Source organism: Pseudomonas sp. BS3767, from assembly GCF_900099665.1.
GTDB classification, from domain to species: Bacteria; Pseudomonadota; Gammaproteobacteria; order Pseudomonadales; family Pseudomonadaceae; genus Aquipseudomonas; species Aquipseudomonas cerasi.
On sequence record NZ_FNCX01000006.1, the window covers coordinates 312,462 to 328,052 of the forward strand.

Sequence of the window (15,591 nt, forward strand, 5' to 3'; positions counted from 1 at the left end):
AGGAGCATGCTTGAAACACCCGTCGGATGGGAGTACCGTCTGCGCCTTGAAGGGCACCTCTGAAACACGACAGACTTATCAAGTTACTGCGTGTTATTGCGGAGAGGCTAGAAGCGAATCCAGTAAGCGGTTTCCGGTAATCCCGGGCCGCCTACGCCAACCTGATCTGGCGCCGTTTGCCCCCATGCCAAAAACCAGTGCCAAGCTGCTGATTATCGATGACGACGACGTAGTGCGCGCAAGCCTTGCCGCCTACCTTGAAGACAGTGGCTTCAGCGTTCTGCAAGCGAGTAATGGCTTGCAGGGAATTCAGATATTCGAGCAGGAGAACCCCGATCTGGTGGTCTGCGATCTTCGCATGCCACAGATGGGCGGGCTTGAGCTGATCCGTCAGGTCACCGCCATCGCTCCGCAGACGCCTGTCATCGTCGTTTCCGGTGCGGGCGTGATGAGCGATGCAGTCGAGGCCTTGCGCCTTGGCGCTGCCGACTACCTGATCAAGCCTCTCGAAGATCTTGCCGTGCTCGAGCATTCGGTGCGCCGTGCGCTGGATCGGGCGCGCCTGCTCACTGAAAACCAGGTCTACCGCGAAAAGCTGGAAAAGGCCAATCGCGAACTCGAAGCCAGCCTTCACCTGTTGCAGGAAGACCAGGACGCAGGTCGGCAAGTGCAGATGAACATGCTGCCAATCACTCCGTGGTCGATTGATGCATTCAAGTTTGCCCACCAGATCATTCCGTCGTTGTACCTGTCCGGCGATTTTGTCGATTATTTCAGGGTCGACGAGCGGCGTGTCGCTTTTTACCTGGCCGATGTTTCAGGTCATGGGGCGTCATCGGCATTCATTACCGTACTGCTGAAGTTCATGACCACGCGGCTGCTGTTCGAGTCCAAGCGTGGCGGAACGCTTCCGGAGTTCAAGCCATCGGATGTGCTGGGGCATATCAATCGCGGCCTTATCAGTTGCAAGCTGGGCAAGCACGTTACGATGGTCGGCGGTGTCATCGATGAAGAGTCAGGTAAACTGACGTACGCAGTGGGCGGACATCTGCCACTGCCTGTGTTGTATTCCGAAGGGCAGGCGCATTATCTGGAAGGTCGTGGACTGCCGGTCGGGTTGTTCAATGAGGCCACCTATCAGGATCATGAAATTGATCTGCCCGAGTCCTTCAGTCTGACCATGTTGTCTGATGGCATACTGGACTTGTTACCCGGTGATACACTCAAAGAGAAAGAAGCCGTCCTTCCCGAATTGGTCAAGACGGCTGGCGGCAGCCTGGATGGCTTGCAGCGGGTTTTTGAATTGGCAACGCTAGGGGAGATGCCGGATGATATCGCCTTGTTAGTGTTAAGCAGGAATCTTGAATGAGTACCGGTAGAATCCAGTTCGCCGAGCAGGAAGGCACCTTCGTTCTCAAGTTCGTGGGTGAAGTACGGTTGACGCTGTGTTCGGCCCTGGATGCGACTATCGAGCGCATCTTCACTGCGCTGAATTTCTCGGCGGTGGTCATTGACCTGACCGAAACGCGCAGCATTGACAGCACCACGCTTGGCCTGCTGGCCAAACTCTCGATTCTGTCACGCCAGAAGGTGGGCCTGTTACCGACGCTCGTGACTACTCACGAGGACATCACGCGCCTGTTGCAGTCGATGGGCTTCGATCAGGTCTTCAACATCGTTGACCGGCCTCTGCCGCGGCCTGAGTGCCTGACTGATCTGCCTTCACAGGACCAGTGCGAAGAAGTGGTGAAAGCCAAGGTGCTTGAAGCGCACAAGATCCTGATGGGCCTCAACGATTCCAATCGTGAAGCGTTCCATGATCTGGTCAATGCACTGGAAGGTCAGCGCTAGGTATCAGTTGCGTCTGTCTCTCTGATCGCCGAACCCCAGGCAGCAAAAAGGGCGACACCTGCGAAGGTGTCGCCCTTTTTCATGTTCAGGCTTTTTTGGCGGAGAGCAGTGCTTCCAGCTTTTCCTGATCGCGAGCGAACTGGCGAATACCTTCAGCCAGCTTTTCAGTGGCCATGGCATCCTCGTTGGAGGCCCAGCGGAACTGGCTCTCGGTCAGGCTCTGACGCGCTTCGCCGGCGTTACCCGGTGCAAGCTTGCGTTCCAGAGTGCCGGTGTCTTCGGCCAGCTTCTTGAGCAGGTCGGTGCTGATGGTCAGGCGATCACAACCGGCCAACTGTTCGATCTGGTTCAGGTTGCGAAAGCTCGCACCCATGACCACGGTCTTGAAGTCGTTGGCCTTGTAGTAGTTGTAGATGCGCGTAACCGACTGCACACCCGGGTCTTCTGCGCCGGTGTAGTCGGTGCCTGTCGACTTCTTGTACCAGTCGTAGATGCGGCCCACGAACGGCGAAATCAGGAACACCCCGGCCTCGGCGCAGGCGACTGCCTGGGCGAAGGAGAACAGCAAGGTCAGGTTGGTCTGGATGCCATCCTTCTCGAGCTTTTCAGCTGCGCGGATACCTTCCCAGGTGGCGGCCAGTTTGATCAGCACCCGGTCACGCTTGATGCCTGCGGCGTCGTACAGACCGATCAAACGCTCGCTGCGCTCGATCAGGGCATGGGTGTCGAAGGAAAGGCGTGCGTCCACTTCAGTGGATACGCGGCCCGGAACCACCTTGAGAATCTCCTGACCGATGGCGACTGCAAAGCGGTCGCAGGCCAGGCCGATGTCGCCCTTGCTACCGTCGAACGCTTCGCCCAGCATCTTGGCGTTGTTCGCGTCGGAAGCGGCCTTGAGCAACAGGGAAGGGTTGGTGGTGGCGTCCTCGGGTTCGAGGCTCTTGATTGCGCCGAAGTCGCCGGTGTCAGCAACAACGGTGGTGAATTTCTTGAGTTGATCCAGCTTGGAAGTCATGAGCGTGCTCTGTCCTGTGCGGTTGGATGACATTACCCGAGCGCTGCCGACCACTCAAGGCCGCAGCGTTTACTGCTGCCGATGATAGGCCCTGAGGGACGGCATTGTCGTGAATACCTTTGTCTAGGATGTTTTTGAGCCTCGCACCGACTGCTTGTTCCCTTGATGTGAATTTAACCTCTTGAAGAGCGGCCTGCACGTTGCGCAATGGGCGCGAACATCAGCTTACCGTGCCTTTGACAGAAGGCCGCTGCGCCGGGGTGAGCCGGGTTCGCAATCAGACCGGGCTGTGGCGTCGAGCGGCGCATTGGGGTAAAGATGCTGTTCAACTCGCGATGATCTGAAGGAACCAGCATGCATTCACGACGCTTCCCCCTCACTGCCGCCATCGGACTTTCCCTGGTTTCCATGGGTCTGTTTTCCATGGCTGCCAATGCCGCCGAGCTGTCACCCGATCAGTTGCTGAAAAAAGCCCAGGCCGAACAACCGGCCTACCTCGACACTGTCCGGCAACTGGTCGATATCGACACAGGCACCGGCCAGGCACCCGGGCTGAAGACCGTCAGCGCGATGCTGGTCGAACGTCTCAAGGCGCTGGGCGCTGAAGTCTCCACCACGCCGGCAGATCCTTCGGCGGGGGACAATATCGTCGGCACGTTCAAAGGCAACGGCACGCGTTCTTTTCTGTTGATGGTCCACTACGACACGGTGTTCGGGCCGGGCACAGCCGCCAAGCGTCCCTTCAGGCTCGACAGCGAGCGCGCCTATGGGCCAGGGGTGGCAGATGCCAAGGGCGGCGTGGCGATGATTCTGCACGCACTGCAGTTGTTGCAGAATGAGCACTTCAAGGAGTTCGGTACGCTCACTGTGCTCTTTAACCCGGACGAGGAGACCGGCTCCAGCGGTTCGAAAAAAATCATCGCCGAACTCGCTCGCCAGCATGACTACGTGTTTTCGTACGAGCCGCCTGACAAGGATGCCGTCACCGTCGCCACCAACGGCATCAATGGCCTGCTCCTCGATGTCAAAGGCAAATCATCACATGCGGGCTCCGCTCCCGAGGCCGGGCGCAATGCCGCCATTGAGCTGGCGCATCAGTTGCTGCAGCTTAAGGACCTCGGCGACCCAGGCAAAGGCACGACCGTCAACTGGACACTGATCAAGGGCGGGGAGAAGCGCAACATCATTCCATCCAGCGCATCAGCCGAGGCGGACATGCGCTATTCCGACCTCAGCGAGAGCGATCGCGTACTGGCTGATGGCCAAAAAATCGTGAAGAAGACACTGGTCGATGGCACCGAAGTGACCTTGCGAATGGAAAAAGGCCGACCGCCGCTGGCCAGAAACCCTGGCTCCGAACAGCTGGCGAAAACCGCGCAGGCGCTGTACCAGAAAACAGGCCGCACTCTGGAGCCGATTGCCATGCGTTTCGGTACCGACGCGGGCTATGCCTACGTACCGGGGAGTGCAAAACCTGCGGTGCTCGAAACCATGGGCGTGGTCGGTGCCGGCCTGCATGCCGACGATGAATACATTGAGTTGTCGAGCATTGCGCCCAGGCTTTACCTGACCGTGGCGCTGATTACGCAGTTGTCGAAGGGCGATGCTGCGCCCTGACGACTCGTGAGGGGAGCGTTGACAGGCGTGGTCTGCGGGCCACGCCATCTGTCGATGCGTGGGGCATTGCGATTGACCTGATCACCGATAAACGATTAACTGTATATGCATACAGTTAATCAGAAAAGGCTCGCCTCATGAGTGTTACATTCCTTGGCCCGTTGTCGGCAGGTGGCATCAAGCTTCCGTTCATATCGCTGTCGTCCGTTGGCTCCAGATCGCCAGTGGTCGAGAAGCATGTTTCCATCGCCGAGCTTTGCGAGGTCCGTGAGCCGCACGCCTACCTGGCCAGGATCGAAGACCAAGGCATGCAAGGGGGCGGCATGTGCAGCGGGGACATGCTGGTGGTCGACCGCAGCCAGTACGCTGAGCACGGTGACATCGTCGTTGCCTCGCTCAATGCACGGCAGATCTGCCGGCGTCTGCACATGCGCGGCGATGTGGTGATTCTGGAATCGCAAAATCCGGATTACCCACCACTGCGTGTCACCGACAACGATGACCTGATCATTTTGGGCGTGGTCACCTACAGCCTGAAAAACCTGCTGGAGGGCCGCGCTGCATCATCAGCTCATCGATGAACAGACGCATGTCCTTGCATTGCACGCTGCTGCGTGATCTGCTGCCCACTCTTTGGCTTTTATCGGAATACCGAGCGCATGCAAGAACGACTTGACCAGCTACGGCTCCCCAAGCCTGTACAGGGAGCAATCAGTGATCTGGTAAGGGCGCTCGACGCAACCAGCACCTGCGCCGACGTGGAAGCCGAAGCCGCGTTGCAGATCGAATACATTCACGGTCTTGAGACCAGCAGAAAGTTGCGTCCAGCGGATGCCGAAGCGCTTTACATCATTTTCGACGACGCAGTTCAGGCTCGTTTACAGGCACTTGCCGATTAGATTCGGTAATCCGTTATTCCCCTGCCTGCGTGAACTTCACCTAAGACGCTATCTGTCCGCTGGGCCGGGACGCATGCTTTGGCTCACCCTGCGAATCTGCAATCTGCGGGCTCTTGTTCAGGTTTGAATGGTTATGCGTTTATCAGGCTTCATCCTCGAGAACATCGAACCTATCGTGCGCGAGTGGACCGATTTCGCACGCACCCTGTCTGCGCTCGGCGAGCCTCTGGATACCACAGAACTCAGGGACCATGTCGAGCAAATGCTGCGGGCGATCGCCACTGATCTGCAAACGGATCAATCGTTGCAGCAACAGGTCGACAAATCCCAGGGCCACCGTGTGTCAAATGAACAGACCGCAGCGAAAAGCCACGCGATTACTCGATTGATGTCGGGCTTCACCATCGATCAGGTGGTTTCAGAGTTTCGGGCATTGCGGGCGAGCGTGATCAGGCAGTGGATGTCGCGAGAGACGCAGGACGCTCAACAGCAGATCGAAGACATGATCCGCTTCAATGAAGCCATAGATCAGGCCCTTGCCGAGTCCATCTCCAGCTACACAGGCGCGGTTCAGGCGTCGCGCAATATCTTTCTGGGCATCCTCGGGCACGATTTGCGTACCCCGCTAAGCGCCATACTGCTGGGGGCCGACGTATTGCTGCGCACCCATGATCTGGGCGCGCGGCCAACCAAGGTTGCATCGAGGATCTACTCCAGCGTGAAGCGGGCCAACCAGATCGTCGGCGATCTGCTCGACTTCACGCGCTCACAGATTGGTCCAGGCATCCCGTTGAAAAAGACCAAAATAGACATGCAACCGATCTGCGTTCGCATCGTTGACGAATCGAGTACCGTCAACCCGGAAGCAGACATTCGCTTGACGTCGGAGGACCCGGTCATCGGCCGCTTCGATGGCGATCGACTGGAGCAGGTCTTCTCGAACCTCATCGGCAACGCCATACAGCACGGCAATAGCTGCGATCCCGTCGAAGTGACGCTGGCCGTTTCGGAGGGCGAGCTCCGCTTTATCGTCCACAACACCGGCAGCCCGATTCCCGCAGATGTGCTGCCGTTCATCTTCAACCCGATGGACCGCTACTCACCCGAAAAGATGATCGACAACGGACCTTATTCAAGCCTGGGGCTGGGTCTGTTCATCGTCGACAGGATTGTCGACGCGCACGGCGGGCGTATCGAGGTGACGTCGAAAGCGGATCATGGGACTACGTTTGCGGTGTTCATTCCGTTGAGTGCGGGGTGAGGTGGGGGCGGTTGTCAGTCAGAGGTGTATATCCGACACCGACACACATAGTGTCCCGGTCTTGCTCCTGAGGTGAGGACCTGCTTTCAAGCATCTTGCGGGCGACAGAGATGCCCGCTTGATCAATTCCTAAAGACCTCAAACTTATCCATCAAAACCTTCCCAATTTACAGCCATCCAGCGGCATCAATTGGCTAACTTGGCTGCACAACGACGCCCGATGATAGAATGCCTCCATACTTCTCTCTGAGCTACCGACGCTAATGTCATCCGCAAGCCCCGATAAAAGGCGCTCGTTCACGCGCCGCTTCTCCGTCGCTCCGATGATGGACTGGACCGACCACCACTGCCGCTACTTCATGCGCAAGCTCTCAAAGCATGCCTTGCTCTACACCGAGATGGTCACCACCGGCGCCTTGCTGCATGGCGACCGCGAGCGGTTCCTGCGGCATGATGAAACCGAGCATCCGTTGGCATTGCAGTTGGGTGGCAGTAAGGCGGCGGATCTGGCTGCGTGTTCGCGTCTGGCGGAAGAGGCGGGGTATGACGAGGTCAATTTGAACGTCGGTTGCCCGAGTGACCGGGTGCAGAACAACATGATCGGTGCGTGCCTGATGGCGCATCCTGCGCTGGTGGCGGATTGCGTCAAGGCGATGCGCGATGCGGTTGGTATTCCGGTTACGGTCAAGCACCGGATCGGTATCAATGGCCGTGACAGCTACGCCGAGTTGTGTGATTTCGTCGGCAAGGTTCAGGAGGCGGGTTGCCAGAGTTTCACGGTTCACGCGCGTATCGCAATTCTCGAAGGACTGTCTCCCAAGGAAAACCGCGATATTCCGCCACTGCGTTACGACGTGGTCGCGCAGTTGAAGTCTGACTTTCCTGACCTGGAGATTGTGCTCAACGGCGGCATCAAGACGCTGGAGCAGTGCAGTGAGCATTTGCAGTCGTTCGATGGCGTCATGCTGGGGCGTGAGGCTTATCACAACCCGTATCTGTTGGCGCATGTCGATCAGCAGTTGTTCGGCAGCACGGCGCCGGTCATCAGTCGTTACGACGCGTTGGAGTCGATGCGGCCGTACATTGCGGAGCACATTGCCAGCGGCGGCAATATGCACCACGTCACCCGGCATATGCTCGGTCTGGGCCTGGGTTTCCCTGGTGCGCGACGCTTCCGGCAGTTGCTGTCGGTTGACATACACAAGGCCGAAAACCCGATGCTGTTGCTGGATCAGGCCGCGGCGTTTCTGCAGGGGCATTGATCGCATGTGCCGTGAATTGATCTGAGTTGAGCCGAATCAAAGGAAACGCTTATTCCAGTAGCGGCGTTATCGGGCTGCGGTTATGTTGAGCGCATAACCCAACAAGGAAAACGCCCATGCACAAAGTTCTGGTTCCTTTCGACGGCTCCGAGCACGCCATGCGTGCCTTGGGCTATGTCATCGAGTTGTCTGGCGAGCTCACCAAGTCGCTCGAGGTACATATCCTGAATGTGCAGGCCAGCCCCATCGATTACAGCCTTTATCTGGCTCCCGACATGATTGATGGCGTCAAGGCCGGCTTGACCAATGAAGGCAAGCGGGTGCTGGCTGATGCGGTTGCATTGTTGACTGCTGCTGGTGTGCCGTTTCAGGCCCACGTCGATCTGGGCAACGTGGCAGAACAGGTCGAGGCTGAGGTTCAGCGGCTCGGCTGCGACGCCGTGGTCATGGGCACCCGCGGGCTCGGTAACTTTGGCGGCCTGCTGCTGGGCTCCGTGGCCACGCGGGTGATCCACGAAGCATCGGTGCCGGTGACGCTGATCAAATAATCACTGCTGCGCCAGCGTTCGCGGCTGGCGCAGCAGTTCGATATTTTCCGCAGGCACCAGCTCGCGCAGCGATTTATACAGTGCGCGGGTTTCCAGCAGGTTCCAGATGCGCAGCATGGTTTCCAGGGCATCCAGCGGCTTGCTGATGAAGTCCCGCGCGCCCAGCGCCAGTGCGCGCAGGCGGGTATCGCGTGTCGCGTCGGCGGTCAGCACCATGATCGGCAGGTAGTCATTGGCCGGTATGCGCCGGTTGAGCTGCTCCAGCACCGCAAAGCCATCGAATTCGGGCATGTGCAGATCGAGGACAACCAGGTCGGGCTCGAAGCTGTTGAACAGGTCCAGCGTGCGCAACGGCTCGGTGCTGCTCAGGACGTTGGTCAGCCCCTCGCGGGCAAGCAGTTGCTCCATCAGATCGAGGTTGGGCCGTTGGTCATCAATGATCAGAATGCGAAAGTCGCCGGTCATGTGGGCTCCGGTAAATACTGGTCCAGGAGGGCAAGAAACACCGGCACCTGGATGGGTTTGATCACAATGGCCGTGGCTCCGGCCTGTTTCAGTTCGCGATGGGCTTTATCACTGGTGTCGGCAGTGATCATCAGCACCGGTGTGTGAGCAGTAGCCGGCAGGCGTCGCAGACGTTGCAGCACCTCAAGCCCCTTGATGTCCGGCAGGCTGAGGTCGAGAAGAATCAGCTGTGGCGCATGCTGGCGCGCCAGATCAAGCCCCAGCTGGCCCTGCATGCTCGACAGCAACTGGATACCCGGTCTGCGTTGCAGCAGCGTTTCAATCAAGGCCATGCTCGACAGATTGTCTTCGATGCACAGCAGCTTGCCATGATAGGCCGGGCGGGCGGGCGAGCGGACATCCGGCGTTATCTCGAGAGCAGTGTCAGCTTGACGCGGCGGTTTGGCGGCGGGCGGCTGCACCCGCACAAGCGGCAGCGCGAGTATGAACCGGCAGCCCTCGTCCGGTGTGTTCTGTACGGACAGCGTGCCGTGCATCATCTCCAGCATGCTTTTGCTCAGCGCCAGTCCCAGCCCGGTGCCTTCGACGCTCGGGTTGGCGTCCAGCCGCTCGAACGGCTTGAACAACTGTCCGATACGCTCCGGCGCAATCCCGTAGCCGGTGTCCATTACGCTGACCGTCACCTGCTCGGTAGTCTGCTCGATTTCAATCCGCACCTGGCCAGCGGGCCGATTGTATTTGATCGCGTTGGACAGCAGGTTCAACAACACCTGAATCAAGCGCTGGCGATCAGCGACCACGCCGATCTCGTCAGGCAGATTCGGCAAGGGCTTCAACTCGATATTGGCGTCGGCAGCCATCGGCGAGACCAGCACCAGCGCTTCTTCAAGCACGCTCGACAGGGATACGGGCTCGAGGACCAGGGAAACATGCCCGGCTTCGATTCTGGCGATATCGAGTACTTCATTGATCAGCTTCAGCAAATGCTGGCCCGCTCGCAGAATATGACCGATTTGCGGGCGCTGGCTGGCGGGCGAGTCCATGTCCAGCAACTGGGCAAAGCCCAGAATCGAGTTCAGCGGTGTGCGCAGTTCATGACTCATGCGCGACAGGAATTCACTTTTGGCCCGGCTGGCGCGTTCGGCTTCCTCACGCGCAGTACCCAGAGCAATTTCGGCAACGCGACGATCACTGATGTCACGGGTGATCTTGGAAAAACCGCGCAGTTCGTCATTGCTGTCGTATTGCGCGGTGATCACCACGCTGGCCCAGAAACGGCTGCCGTCCTTGCGCTGGCGCCAGCCTTCCTCGGTATACCGGCCGTTGACGGTGGCCTCATGCAATGCCATGTCGGGGTGTTGCGGACATTCCTGCTGCAGATAGAACACAGAAAAGTGCTGGCCGATGATTTCTTGTTCCGTGTAGCCCTTGATACGCTCGGCTCCTGCGTTCCAGGTGGTGATGTAGCCGTTGCGGTCCAGCGCGAAGATGCCGTAGTCCTTGACACCTTCGATGATCAGCCTCAAACGCTCCTCGTTGTCGCGCAGTGCGCGTTCACGTTCGGCCAGCAGCTGGCCGGCCTCGACCAGACGAGTGCCGAGCTGGCCGATCTCGTCCTTTTCAGGCGGTTGGGGCAGCAGCGGATGCCCGAGCGCCAGACGCTGGGCGTTGCGCTGCACCTGATGCACCCTGGCGACGATGCCTTTGGACAGCATCAACACGGCAAGAATGGCACCGAAGATGCCGCAGGCTGCGGCCAGCAGAGTCGATAGCAGCAGGCGCTCGCGAGTGGCTGCCGCAGCCTCGGTACGTTCGGCGAGCAGCGCGTCTTCACGCTCGCGCATGATGCCGATGCGTTCGCGCAACTGGTCGAGCACGTACTTGTTTTCGATCAGGATGCGGGCGACGGTTTCTTGATCTTGCCTATCCATCGAGCGCAGTTTTTCCAGGCCTTCGACCTTGGTGTTGATCAGCGGCTCGATGGCTTTCAGGTGTTCGCGCATCTGCTCGTCACGCACATTGGTGTTGAGCCGGGTCAGCGCCGCCTCGATCAGCGGTTGCGCGTTGAGGTAGCCGGGCAGGAAGTCTTCCCGGTGAGTCAGCAGGTAGCCACGTACGCTGGCCGCACCTTCTGCGATCTGCGTATGAAGGGTCTGAATGTCGCCTTGCACAAGCAGCACGCGCCTTACGTCCTCCTCTGCCTGAGCGGTCTGGCGCTCGGCGATATAGATCAGCACCAGCGAGAACATGAGAATCGCCAGTGGCAGCGAAATGGCCACCAGCGCCTTGCCGCGTAGCGGAAGGTCTTCCCAGCGACTGCTGGCGTTTGCGGTCATTGCCAGTCGCTCGTTGATTGGCTCACCAGCCCCAGCGCCACACCGCGTACCGCCGCCTGAGTGCGGTCCGAGGCGCCGAGTTTGCCGATGACCTTTTCCACGTGGGCCTTGGCCGTGCCGGTGGTGATGCCAAGTTTTTCGCCGATTTCCCGATTGCTGAAGCCGCCCGCCACCAGCCCGAGCACCTGGCGTTCACGCGGGGTGAGGGTTTCCGGCAGGGCTGCGCCACTGGTATTGCGTTCGGTCATGCGCCGCAGCAGGCGCGCGCTGACGGCGCTGTTCAGTGCTTCTTCACCACGCGCCACGCGTTGCAGGCCGTCGATCACTTCGTCGCGGCTGGCATCCTTGAGCAGATAGCCCACCGCGCCCGCGCTGATGGCGGCTTCCAGGTGATCGGTGCTGTCGTCCATGGTGAAAATCACCACTTTCAGATCCGGCATGCGCTGCTGGAGAATCCGCGCAGCGCCCAGCCCGTTAAGCACCGGCATACGGATGTCGAGGATGGCGATGTCCGGTTGCAGCTCCTGGCACAGATCGATGGCTTGCTGGCCGTCGGCCGCCTGACCGACCACTTCGAACTCCGGATGCCCCGCCAGCAGTGAGACGAACCCGGTACGCGTCACTTCATGATCGTCCGCCAAAACCAGTCGTACAGTGTCAGTCATGTCATTGCCTTGTCTGCGGTAAAAGGAACGATGGCGCGCAGTCGGGTGCCGTGCCCGGGCCGACTGACGCAGGTCAGACGGCCGCCGAGCAGGCTGGCGCGCTCTTGCATGGCCACCAGGCCCAATTTCTGCACGCCTTTGTCATTGAACGGTTTTTGGGTGACGAAACCACTGCCGTTGTCTTCGAGCAGCAGTGAAATGTGCTCTTCACTCAGTTCCAGAGCCAATTCTACGTTGCTCGCAGCGGCGTGTTTGAGCACATTGTTGATGCCTTCCTGGGCAATACGGAACAGGGCGATTTCCAGGTGGCTGGGCAGGCGGGTCAGGGAGCGCGACTGCCAGTGCACCGCGATTCCGGCTTCGCGCAACCGGTCAGCTTCCTTGTCGACCGCCTGCAGCAGGCCGAAATCGTCCAGCACGCTTGGCCGCAAGCCACTGATCAGTTGGCGACCTTCGCCCACGCAGTGCTGCGCCAGCTTGAGAATGGCCTGCAGATCGGCGTCCAGCGGCTCAGGCAGATCAGGACAGCGACCGGCAAAACCCTGCAGCCGCTGGTGCAGCCCGGCCAGGGTCTGGGCCAGCCCATCATGCAGGTCGTAGGCCACGCGTTTGCGTTCGTCTTCCTGAGCGGTGAACAACTGGCGGACCAGCTCGGACATGGTCTGTTCTCTGACCACCAGCGCATCAAGCAGCCGATTGTTCTCCAGGTGTGCCGCCAGCAACGTCGCCAGCAATTGCAGCGACTCGATGTCCTCATTGTCCGGCGTATTGATGCCCACGCTGTTGGCCAGCAGCAGGGTGCCAAAAGAGCCTTCGTCGGCGCCGCGCAACGGTAACAGCAGCATGCACGGCAGGTCGGCATCGGGCCGCTCCAGCCACTGCGGGCCGATGGCCAGCGGGTCGGCAGCGGTCTCAAGTGTCGCCAGGCGTTCTGCACTGCCATGACGGGCGGTGATCTGCACACCGGTGTCGGCGCTCCATTCCAGCAGCAGGCCATGGTCCATCGCCACGAATGCGCACGCGCGTTGCAGCACGCGCTGACGCATGGCCTGAGGTGGCAGATGGGTCAGCTCCTGGCCGGTATCCACCAGCAGGCGAAGCCGTGCGGCACGGCTTTGCGACTGGCGATACTGGTTACGAATGGCCAGTGCGCTTGCCGGATCATGGGGGGGACTTTGCATGCAATGCTCCAGCGAGGGTTGATGCCCGCGCGGGCATAACAGAAGTAAGGCTATTAGAACTGTATCAGGAGGTGAAGCCTATCTGCCGATCGGCATACACAGTTAACCCCGGTTGGCCGATGGCGAGCCGTGGCGGGGAGGGCAAAGTGGCACTCACTGAATCCCTGAACAGATCCCCGTAGGAGAGTAGCGATGAAAATGAAATTGACCGCCCTGGCCCTGTTGCTGGCTGTGAGTGCGCCGATGGTCCACGCCGCCGCCGAGCCTTCCGGCTACACCTATCGCATGGTGGCCGAGACCCCAAGCAACGTGAACGACAAGGAGATCGCCAGTCTGTTCGACCGCTGGAACAAGGCCCTGAAGACCGGCAGCTCGCAGACTGTGGTGTCGCTCTATGCACCGGACGCAGTTCTGCAGCCGACCGTTTCGAACAAGGTCCGGGCAACGCCTGCGGAGATCAAGGACTACTTCGATCACTTCCTGGCGCTCAAGCCGGCCGGTGAGATCAACTACCGGGAAATCCGCCGCCTGGGTCCGGATGCAGCGGTGGACAGTGGTGTCTACACGTTCACCCTGACCGCCGCTGACGGCAAGAAGAGCACAGTCCAGGCGCGCTATACCTTTCTGTACCACCGCGTCGGCAACGAGTGGAAGATTCTCAACCACCATTCCTCGGCGATGCCGGAAGTACAGCCCGAGTATCAGGTCAGCCGCTGATCTGTTATCCGCCAGGCGGAAAACAAAAAATCCGGAGCCAGTGCTCCGGATTTTTTTGCCTGTCTGAACCGCTCGCTCTCAGGCTTCGGCCTGTGCGCCATTGACCTTGCGGCAATGAATCAGCGCATCGCGAATCATGAAGTTGACCAGCGTCGGCGACACACCCAGTTCCTTGGCAATGTCCTTTTGCGGCACGCCGTGCAGGCGGTACATCTCGAATGCATAGCGAGTGCGGGGCGGCAGCTCGGTCAGGGCATCGGCAATTTTCTCCAGGCTGGAGAAGTTGATGTGCGAGATTTCCGGCGAGGCACCTTGAATCACCACGTTCAGCCCCTCGGCCTCCGGGCCGGTGTATTTCTGTTCGAGCGCCTGTTTGCGGTAATGATCGATGGCCAGGTTGCGCACGATCTGAAACAGGTAACTGAGCTGGGCCTTGAAGGTCAGCGTGGCCTGAGGTGCCGAGCGCAGTCTGAAAAAGGCATCCTGCACGACGTCTTCGGCGCGCGAGCGACAACCCACGATGCGGGCCGCAATCTTGACCAGCAGCAAGTAGTTATCGACGAAGGCCTGGAGTAAGGGTGAGTCGCACTTACTTGTGATTACGTGTTCCGTCATGGAATTCACCTTGCTGCTTCAACAATGGAGGGGAGGGCCGCATGGAGGGGCAGCACCGTCACATGGGGCGACAAATTAGCCTTAATGATAATTATTGTCAAATGCGAAATCCAATCAGTGCACTTTAAAAGGGCGCTTTCATCGTGCCTGTTCTCGCTGCGTGCATCCGCCTAATTATTTGCAGACGCCATCCGTTCTCATTGGTGACAGGCCCGACCACGGTTGCGGCCAGGGAATACCTCAGGAGAACCCCATGCGTTCCGATCACGCGCATCGCCGCCTTTACATCCGCGCCCACAGACAGGCGGTTTCGATATGAGCACGCCGGTGAGCCTGACGCTGTTCTGTCTGCCTTATTCCGGGGCCAGCGCGATGTTCTACAGCCCTTGGCGGCGCAAATTGCCGGAGTGGCTGAACGTGCGCCCGCTGGAGCTTCCCGGTCGTGGCATGCGCATGGACGAGCCCTTGCAGATCGACATCGTGCAACTGGCCAATCATCTGGCCGACGAAATCAGCGCCGAGCTGGACAAGCCCTATGCGTTGTTTGGCCACAGTCTGGGCGGGCTGCTGGCCTTTGAGCTTGCGCACGCCTTGCGCGAGCGCGGTCTGCCCGCACCGCTGGCGCTGTTCGCATCAGCGACTGCCGGTCCGGTGCGCCGCGATGTCAGCGAATACGTCGCCGCCAAGACCGATGCGCAACTGATCGACCGGCTGCGCACGCTCAAGGGCACCAGCGAAAACGTCATCGCCAATCAGGAACTCATGCAGTTGATGCTGCCGATCCTGCGCGCCGATTTTCTGCTCTGCGGCAGCTTTGTGTACGGCAGGCGCGAGCCGCTCAGCGTGCCGATCCATGTATTTGGCGGCAAACAGGACAGCATCAGCGTCGAGGAACTGCTCGACTGGCAGGAAGAGACCCGCACCGGATTCTCTCTGGACATGTTCGAGGGCCATCACTTTTATCTGGTCGACGAGCAAACACAGCTGCTCCGTCTGCTGCGGCGCTATTGCGAACAGCACCTGGCCCGCTGGCGCAACAGCACCTCACGGCAAATGAACCGGGCCGCCGGTTGACCCTGTTTGCCTCGCGCGCGGCCTCTTTGCAGGGCGCGCGTCTTTTTTGAAATTCAGATTTTATCTGGCACGCCGAATCTAGCAG

At 59.5% G+C, this 15,591-nt stretch carries 16 protein-coding genes; 10 read left to right on the forward strand and 6 right to left on the reverse strand.

The window, feature by feature from the left end; translation table 11 throughout:
• Nucleotides 1–184: 184 nt before the first annotated feature.
• Both rssB and rssC read left to right on the forward strand, forming a co-directional pair.
• On the forward strand, nucleotides 185–1,369 hold the full coding sequence (gene rssB, locus BLR16_RS18925; RefSeq protein WP_003315068.1) for a two-component system response regulator RssB: 1,185 nt from the start codon (nucleotides 185–187) through the stop codon (nucleotides 1,367–1,369).
• Nucleotides 1,366–1,851 (forward strand): anti-sigma factor antagonist RssC, encoded by a 486-nt coding sequence (gene rssC, locus BLR16_RS18930; protein WP_003315067.1) that lies wholly within the window; start codon nucleotides 1,366–1,368, stop codon nucleotides 1,849–1,851. The genes rssB and rssC overlap by 4 nt, the downstream gene beginning before the upstream one ends.
• 85 nt (nucleotides 1,852–1,936) lie before the next feature.
• On the opposite strand, the gene tal is transcribed toward rssC, so the two are convergent.
• The gene (gene tal / locus BLR16_RS18935; RefSeq protein ID WP_003423528.1) at nucleotides 1,937–2,866 is read right to left on the reverse strand and encodes a transaldolase; all 930 of its coding nucleotides are present in this window, start codon (nucleotides 2,864–2,866) and stop codon (nucleotides 1,937–1,939) included.
• Nucleotides 2,867–3,220: 354 nt separating this feature from the next.
• On the opposite strand from tal, the gene BLR16_RS18940 reads away from it, so the two are divergent.
• From BLR16_RS18940 to BLR16_RS18965, 6 genes are all read left to right on the forward strand, one after another.
• Complete coding sequence (locus tag BLR16_RS18940; RefSeq protein ID WP_074808054.1) at nucleotides 3,221–4,483, forward strand: M20/M25/M40 family metallo-hydrolase; 1,263 nt, start codon at nucleotides 3,221–3,223, stop codon at nucleotides 4,481–4,483.
• A gap of 137 nt (nucleotides 4,484–4,620) precedes the next feature.
• Nucleotides 4,621–5,064 (forward strand): LexA family protein, encoded by a 444-nt coding sequence (locus BLR16_RS18945; protein WP_003371644.1) that lies wholly within the window; start codon nucleotides 4,621–4,623, stop codon nucleotides 5,062–5,064.
• A gap of 78 nt (nucleotides 5,065–5,142) precedes the next feature.
• Nucleotides 5,143–5,382 carry a hypothetical protein gene (locus BLR16_RS18950; protein ID WP_003346461.1) on the forward strand — a complete coding sequence of 80 codons (240 nt, stop codon included), beginning with the start codon at nucleotides 5,143–5,145 and terminating at the stop codon, nucleotides 5,380–5,382.
• 133 nt (nucleotides 5,383–5,515) lie between these two features.
• Nucleotides 5,516–6,643, forward strand: a complete 1,128-nt coding sequence (locus tag BLR16_RS18955) for a sensor histidine kinase (protein WP_161437870.1) — start codon at nucleotides 5,516–5,518, stop codon at nucleotides 6,641–6,643.
• Nucleotides 6,644–6,906: 263 nt separating this feature from the next.
• Entirely contained in the window at nucleotides 6,907–7,905 is a 999-nt protein-coding gene (gene dusA, locus BLR16_RS18960; RefSeq protein WP_042931028.1) for a tRNA dihydrouridine(20/20a) synthase DusA, read from the forward strand.
• A 116-nt stretch (nucleotides 7,906–8,021) separates the two neighbouring features.
• A complete protein-coding gene (locus tag BLR16_RS18965; protein WP_003371651.1) occupies nucleotides 8,022–8,453 on the forward strand; it encodes a universal stress protein in 432 nt (143 codons plus the stop codon).
• Here BLR16_RS18965 and BLR16_RS18970 read toward each other — a convergent pair whose 3' ends face one another.
• Genes BLR16_RS18970 through BLR16_RS18985 form a run of 4 tightly spaced genes read right to left on the reverse strand, consistent with a single transcriptional unit; the run spans nucleotide 8,454 to nucleotide 13,100 of the window.
• Nucleotides 8,454–8,918 (reverse strand): response regulator, encoded by a 465-nt coding sequence (locus tag BLR16_RS18970; RefSeq protein WP_003406975.1) that lies wholly within the window; start codon nucleotides 8,916–8,918, stop codon nucleotides 8,454–8,456. It abuts the gene before it with no gap.
• Nucleotides 8,915–11,254 (reverse strand): ATP-binding protein, encoded by a 2,340-nt coding sequence (locus BLR16_RS18975; RefSeq protein WP_074808061.1) that lies wholly within the window; start codon nucleotides 11,252–11,254, stop codon nucleotides 8,915–8,917. Before BLR16_RS18975 ends, BLR16_RS18970 begins: the two co-directional genes overlap by 4 nt.
• Nucleotides 11,251–11,919 (reverse strand): response regulator, encoded by a 669-nt coding sequence (locus BLR16_RS18980; RefSeq protein ID WP_003371654.1) that lies wholly within the window; start codon nucleotides 11,917–11,919, stop codon nucleotides 11,251–11,253. The genes BLR16_RS18975 and BLR16_RS18980 overlap by 4 nt, the downstream gene beginning before the upstream one ends.
• Nucleotides 11,916–13,100 carry a sensor histidine kinase gene (locus tag BLR16_RS18985; RefSeq protein WP_003371656.1) on the reverse strand — a complete coding sequence of 395 codons (1,185 nt, stop codon included), beginning with the start codon at nucleotides 13,098–13,100 and terminating at the stop codon, nucleotides 11,916–11,918. Before BLR16_RS18985 ends, BLR16_RS18980 begins: the two co-directional genes overlap by 4 nt.
• Before the next feature lie 192 nt (nucleotides 13,101–13,292).
• Here BLR16_RS18985 and BLR16_RS18990 point away from each other — a divergent pair, with 192 nt between their 5' ends.
• The gene (locus tag BLR16_RS18990) at nucleotides 13,293–13,817 is read left to right on the forward strand and encodes an SgcJ/EcaC family oxidoreductase (RefSeq protein WP_003371658.1); all 525 of its coding nucleotides are present in this window, start codon (nucleotides 13,293–13,295) and stop codon (nucleotides 13,815–13,817) included.
• Between the two features lie 78 nt (nucleotides 13,818–13,895).
• Here the strand turns inward: BLR16_RS18990 and BLR16_RS18995 are convergent, their stop codons facing one another.
• Nucleotides 13,896–14,432 (reverse strand): RNA polymerase factor sigma-70, encoded by a 537-nt coding sequence (locus BLR16_RS18995; protein ID WP_003319375.1) that lies wholly within the window; start codon nucleotides 14,430–14,432, stop codon nucleotides 13,896–13,898.
• Between the two features lie 315 nt (nucleotides 14,433–14,747).
• Here BLR16_RS18995 and BLR16_RS19000 point away from each other — a divergent pair, with 315 nt between their 5' ends.
• Nucleotides 14,748–15,506, forward strand: a complete 759-nt coding sequence (locus tag BLR16_RS19000; protein WP_003371661.1) for a thioesterase II family protein — start codon at nucleotides 14,748–14,750, stop codon at nucleotides 15,504–15,506.
• Nucleotides 15,507–15,591: the final 85 nt, after the last annotated feature.

Excerpts from the sequence above, each read along its gene's own strand:
- rssC (WP_003315067.1), top strand. The coding sequence starts at position 1,366 with ATGAGTACCGGTAGAATCCAGTTCGCCGAGCAGGAAGGCACCTTCGTT.
- tal (WP_003423528.1), bottom strand. The coding sequence starts at position 2,866 with ATGACTTCCAAGCTGGATCAACTCAAGAAATTCACCACCGTTGTTGCT.
- dusA (WP_042931028.1), top strand. The coding sequence starts at position 6,907 with ATGTCATCCGCAAGCCCCGATAAAAGGCGCTCGTTCACGCGCCGCTTC.
- BLR16_RS18975 (WP_074808061.1), bottom strand. The coding sequence starts at position 11,254 with ATGACCGCAAACGCCAGCAGTCGCTGGGAAGACCTTCCGCTACGCGGC.
- BLR16_RS18940 (WP_074808054.1), top strand. The coding sequence starts at position 3,221 with ATGCATTCACGACGCTTCCCCCTCACTGCCGCCATCGGACTTTCCCTG.
- BLR16_RS18965 (WP_003371651.1), top strand. The coding sequence starts at position 8,022 with ATGCACAAAGTTCTGGTTCCTTTCGACGGCTCCGAGCACGCCATGCGT.
- rssB (WP_003315068.1), top strand. The coding sequence starts at position 185 with ATGCCAAAAACCAGTGCCAAGCTGCTGATTATCGATGACGACGACGTA.
- BLR16_RS18970 (WP_003406975.1), bottom strand. The coding sequence starts at position 8,918 with ATGACCGGCGACTTTCGCATTCTGATCATTGATGACCAACGGCCCAAC.
- BLR16_RS18945 (WP_003371644.1), top strand. The coding sequence starts at position 4,621 with ATGAGTGTTACATTCCTTGGCCCGTTGTCGGCAGGTGGCATCAAGCTT.
- BLR16_RS18955 (WP_161437870.1), top strand. The coding sequence starts at position 5,516 with ATGCGTTTATCAGGCTTCATCCTCGAGAACATCGAACCTATCGTGCGC.
- BLR16_RS18980 (WP_003371654.1), bottom strand. The coding sequence starts at position 11,919 with ATGACTGACACTGTACGACTGGTTTTGGCGGACGATCATGAAGTGACG.
- BLR16_RS18990 (WP_003371658.1), top strand. The coding sequence starts at position 13,293 with ATGAAAATGAAATTGACCGCCCTGGCCCTGTTGCTGGCTGTGAGTGCG.
- BLR16_RS18950 (WP_003346461.1), top strand. The coding sequence starts at position 5,143 with ATGCAAGAACGACTTGACCAGCTACGGCTCCCCAAGCCTGTACAGGGA.
- BLR16_RS18985 (WP_003371656.1), bottom strand. The coding sequence starts at position 13,100 with ATGCAAAGTCCCCCCCATGATCCGGCAAGCGCACTGGCCATTCGTAAC.
- BLR16_RS19000 (WP_003371661.1), top strand. The coding sequence starts at position 14,748 with ATGAGCACGCCGGTGAGCCTGACGCTGTTCTGTCTGCCTTATTCCGGG.
- BLR16_RS18995 (WP_003319375.1), bottom strand. The coding sequence starts at position 14,432 with ATGACGGAACACGTAATCACAAGTAAGTGCGACTCACCCTTACTCCAG.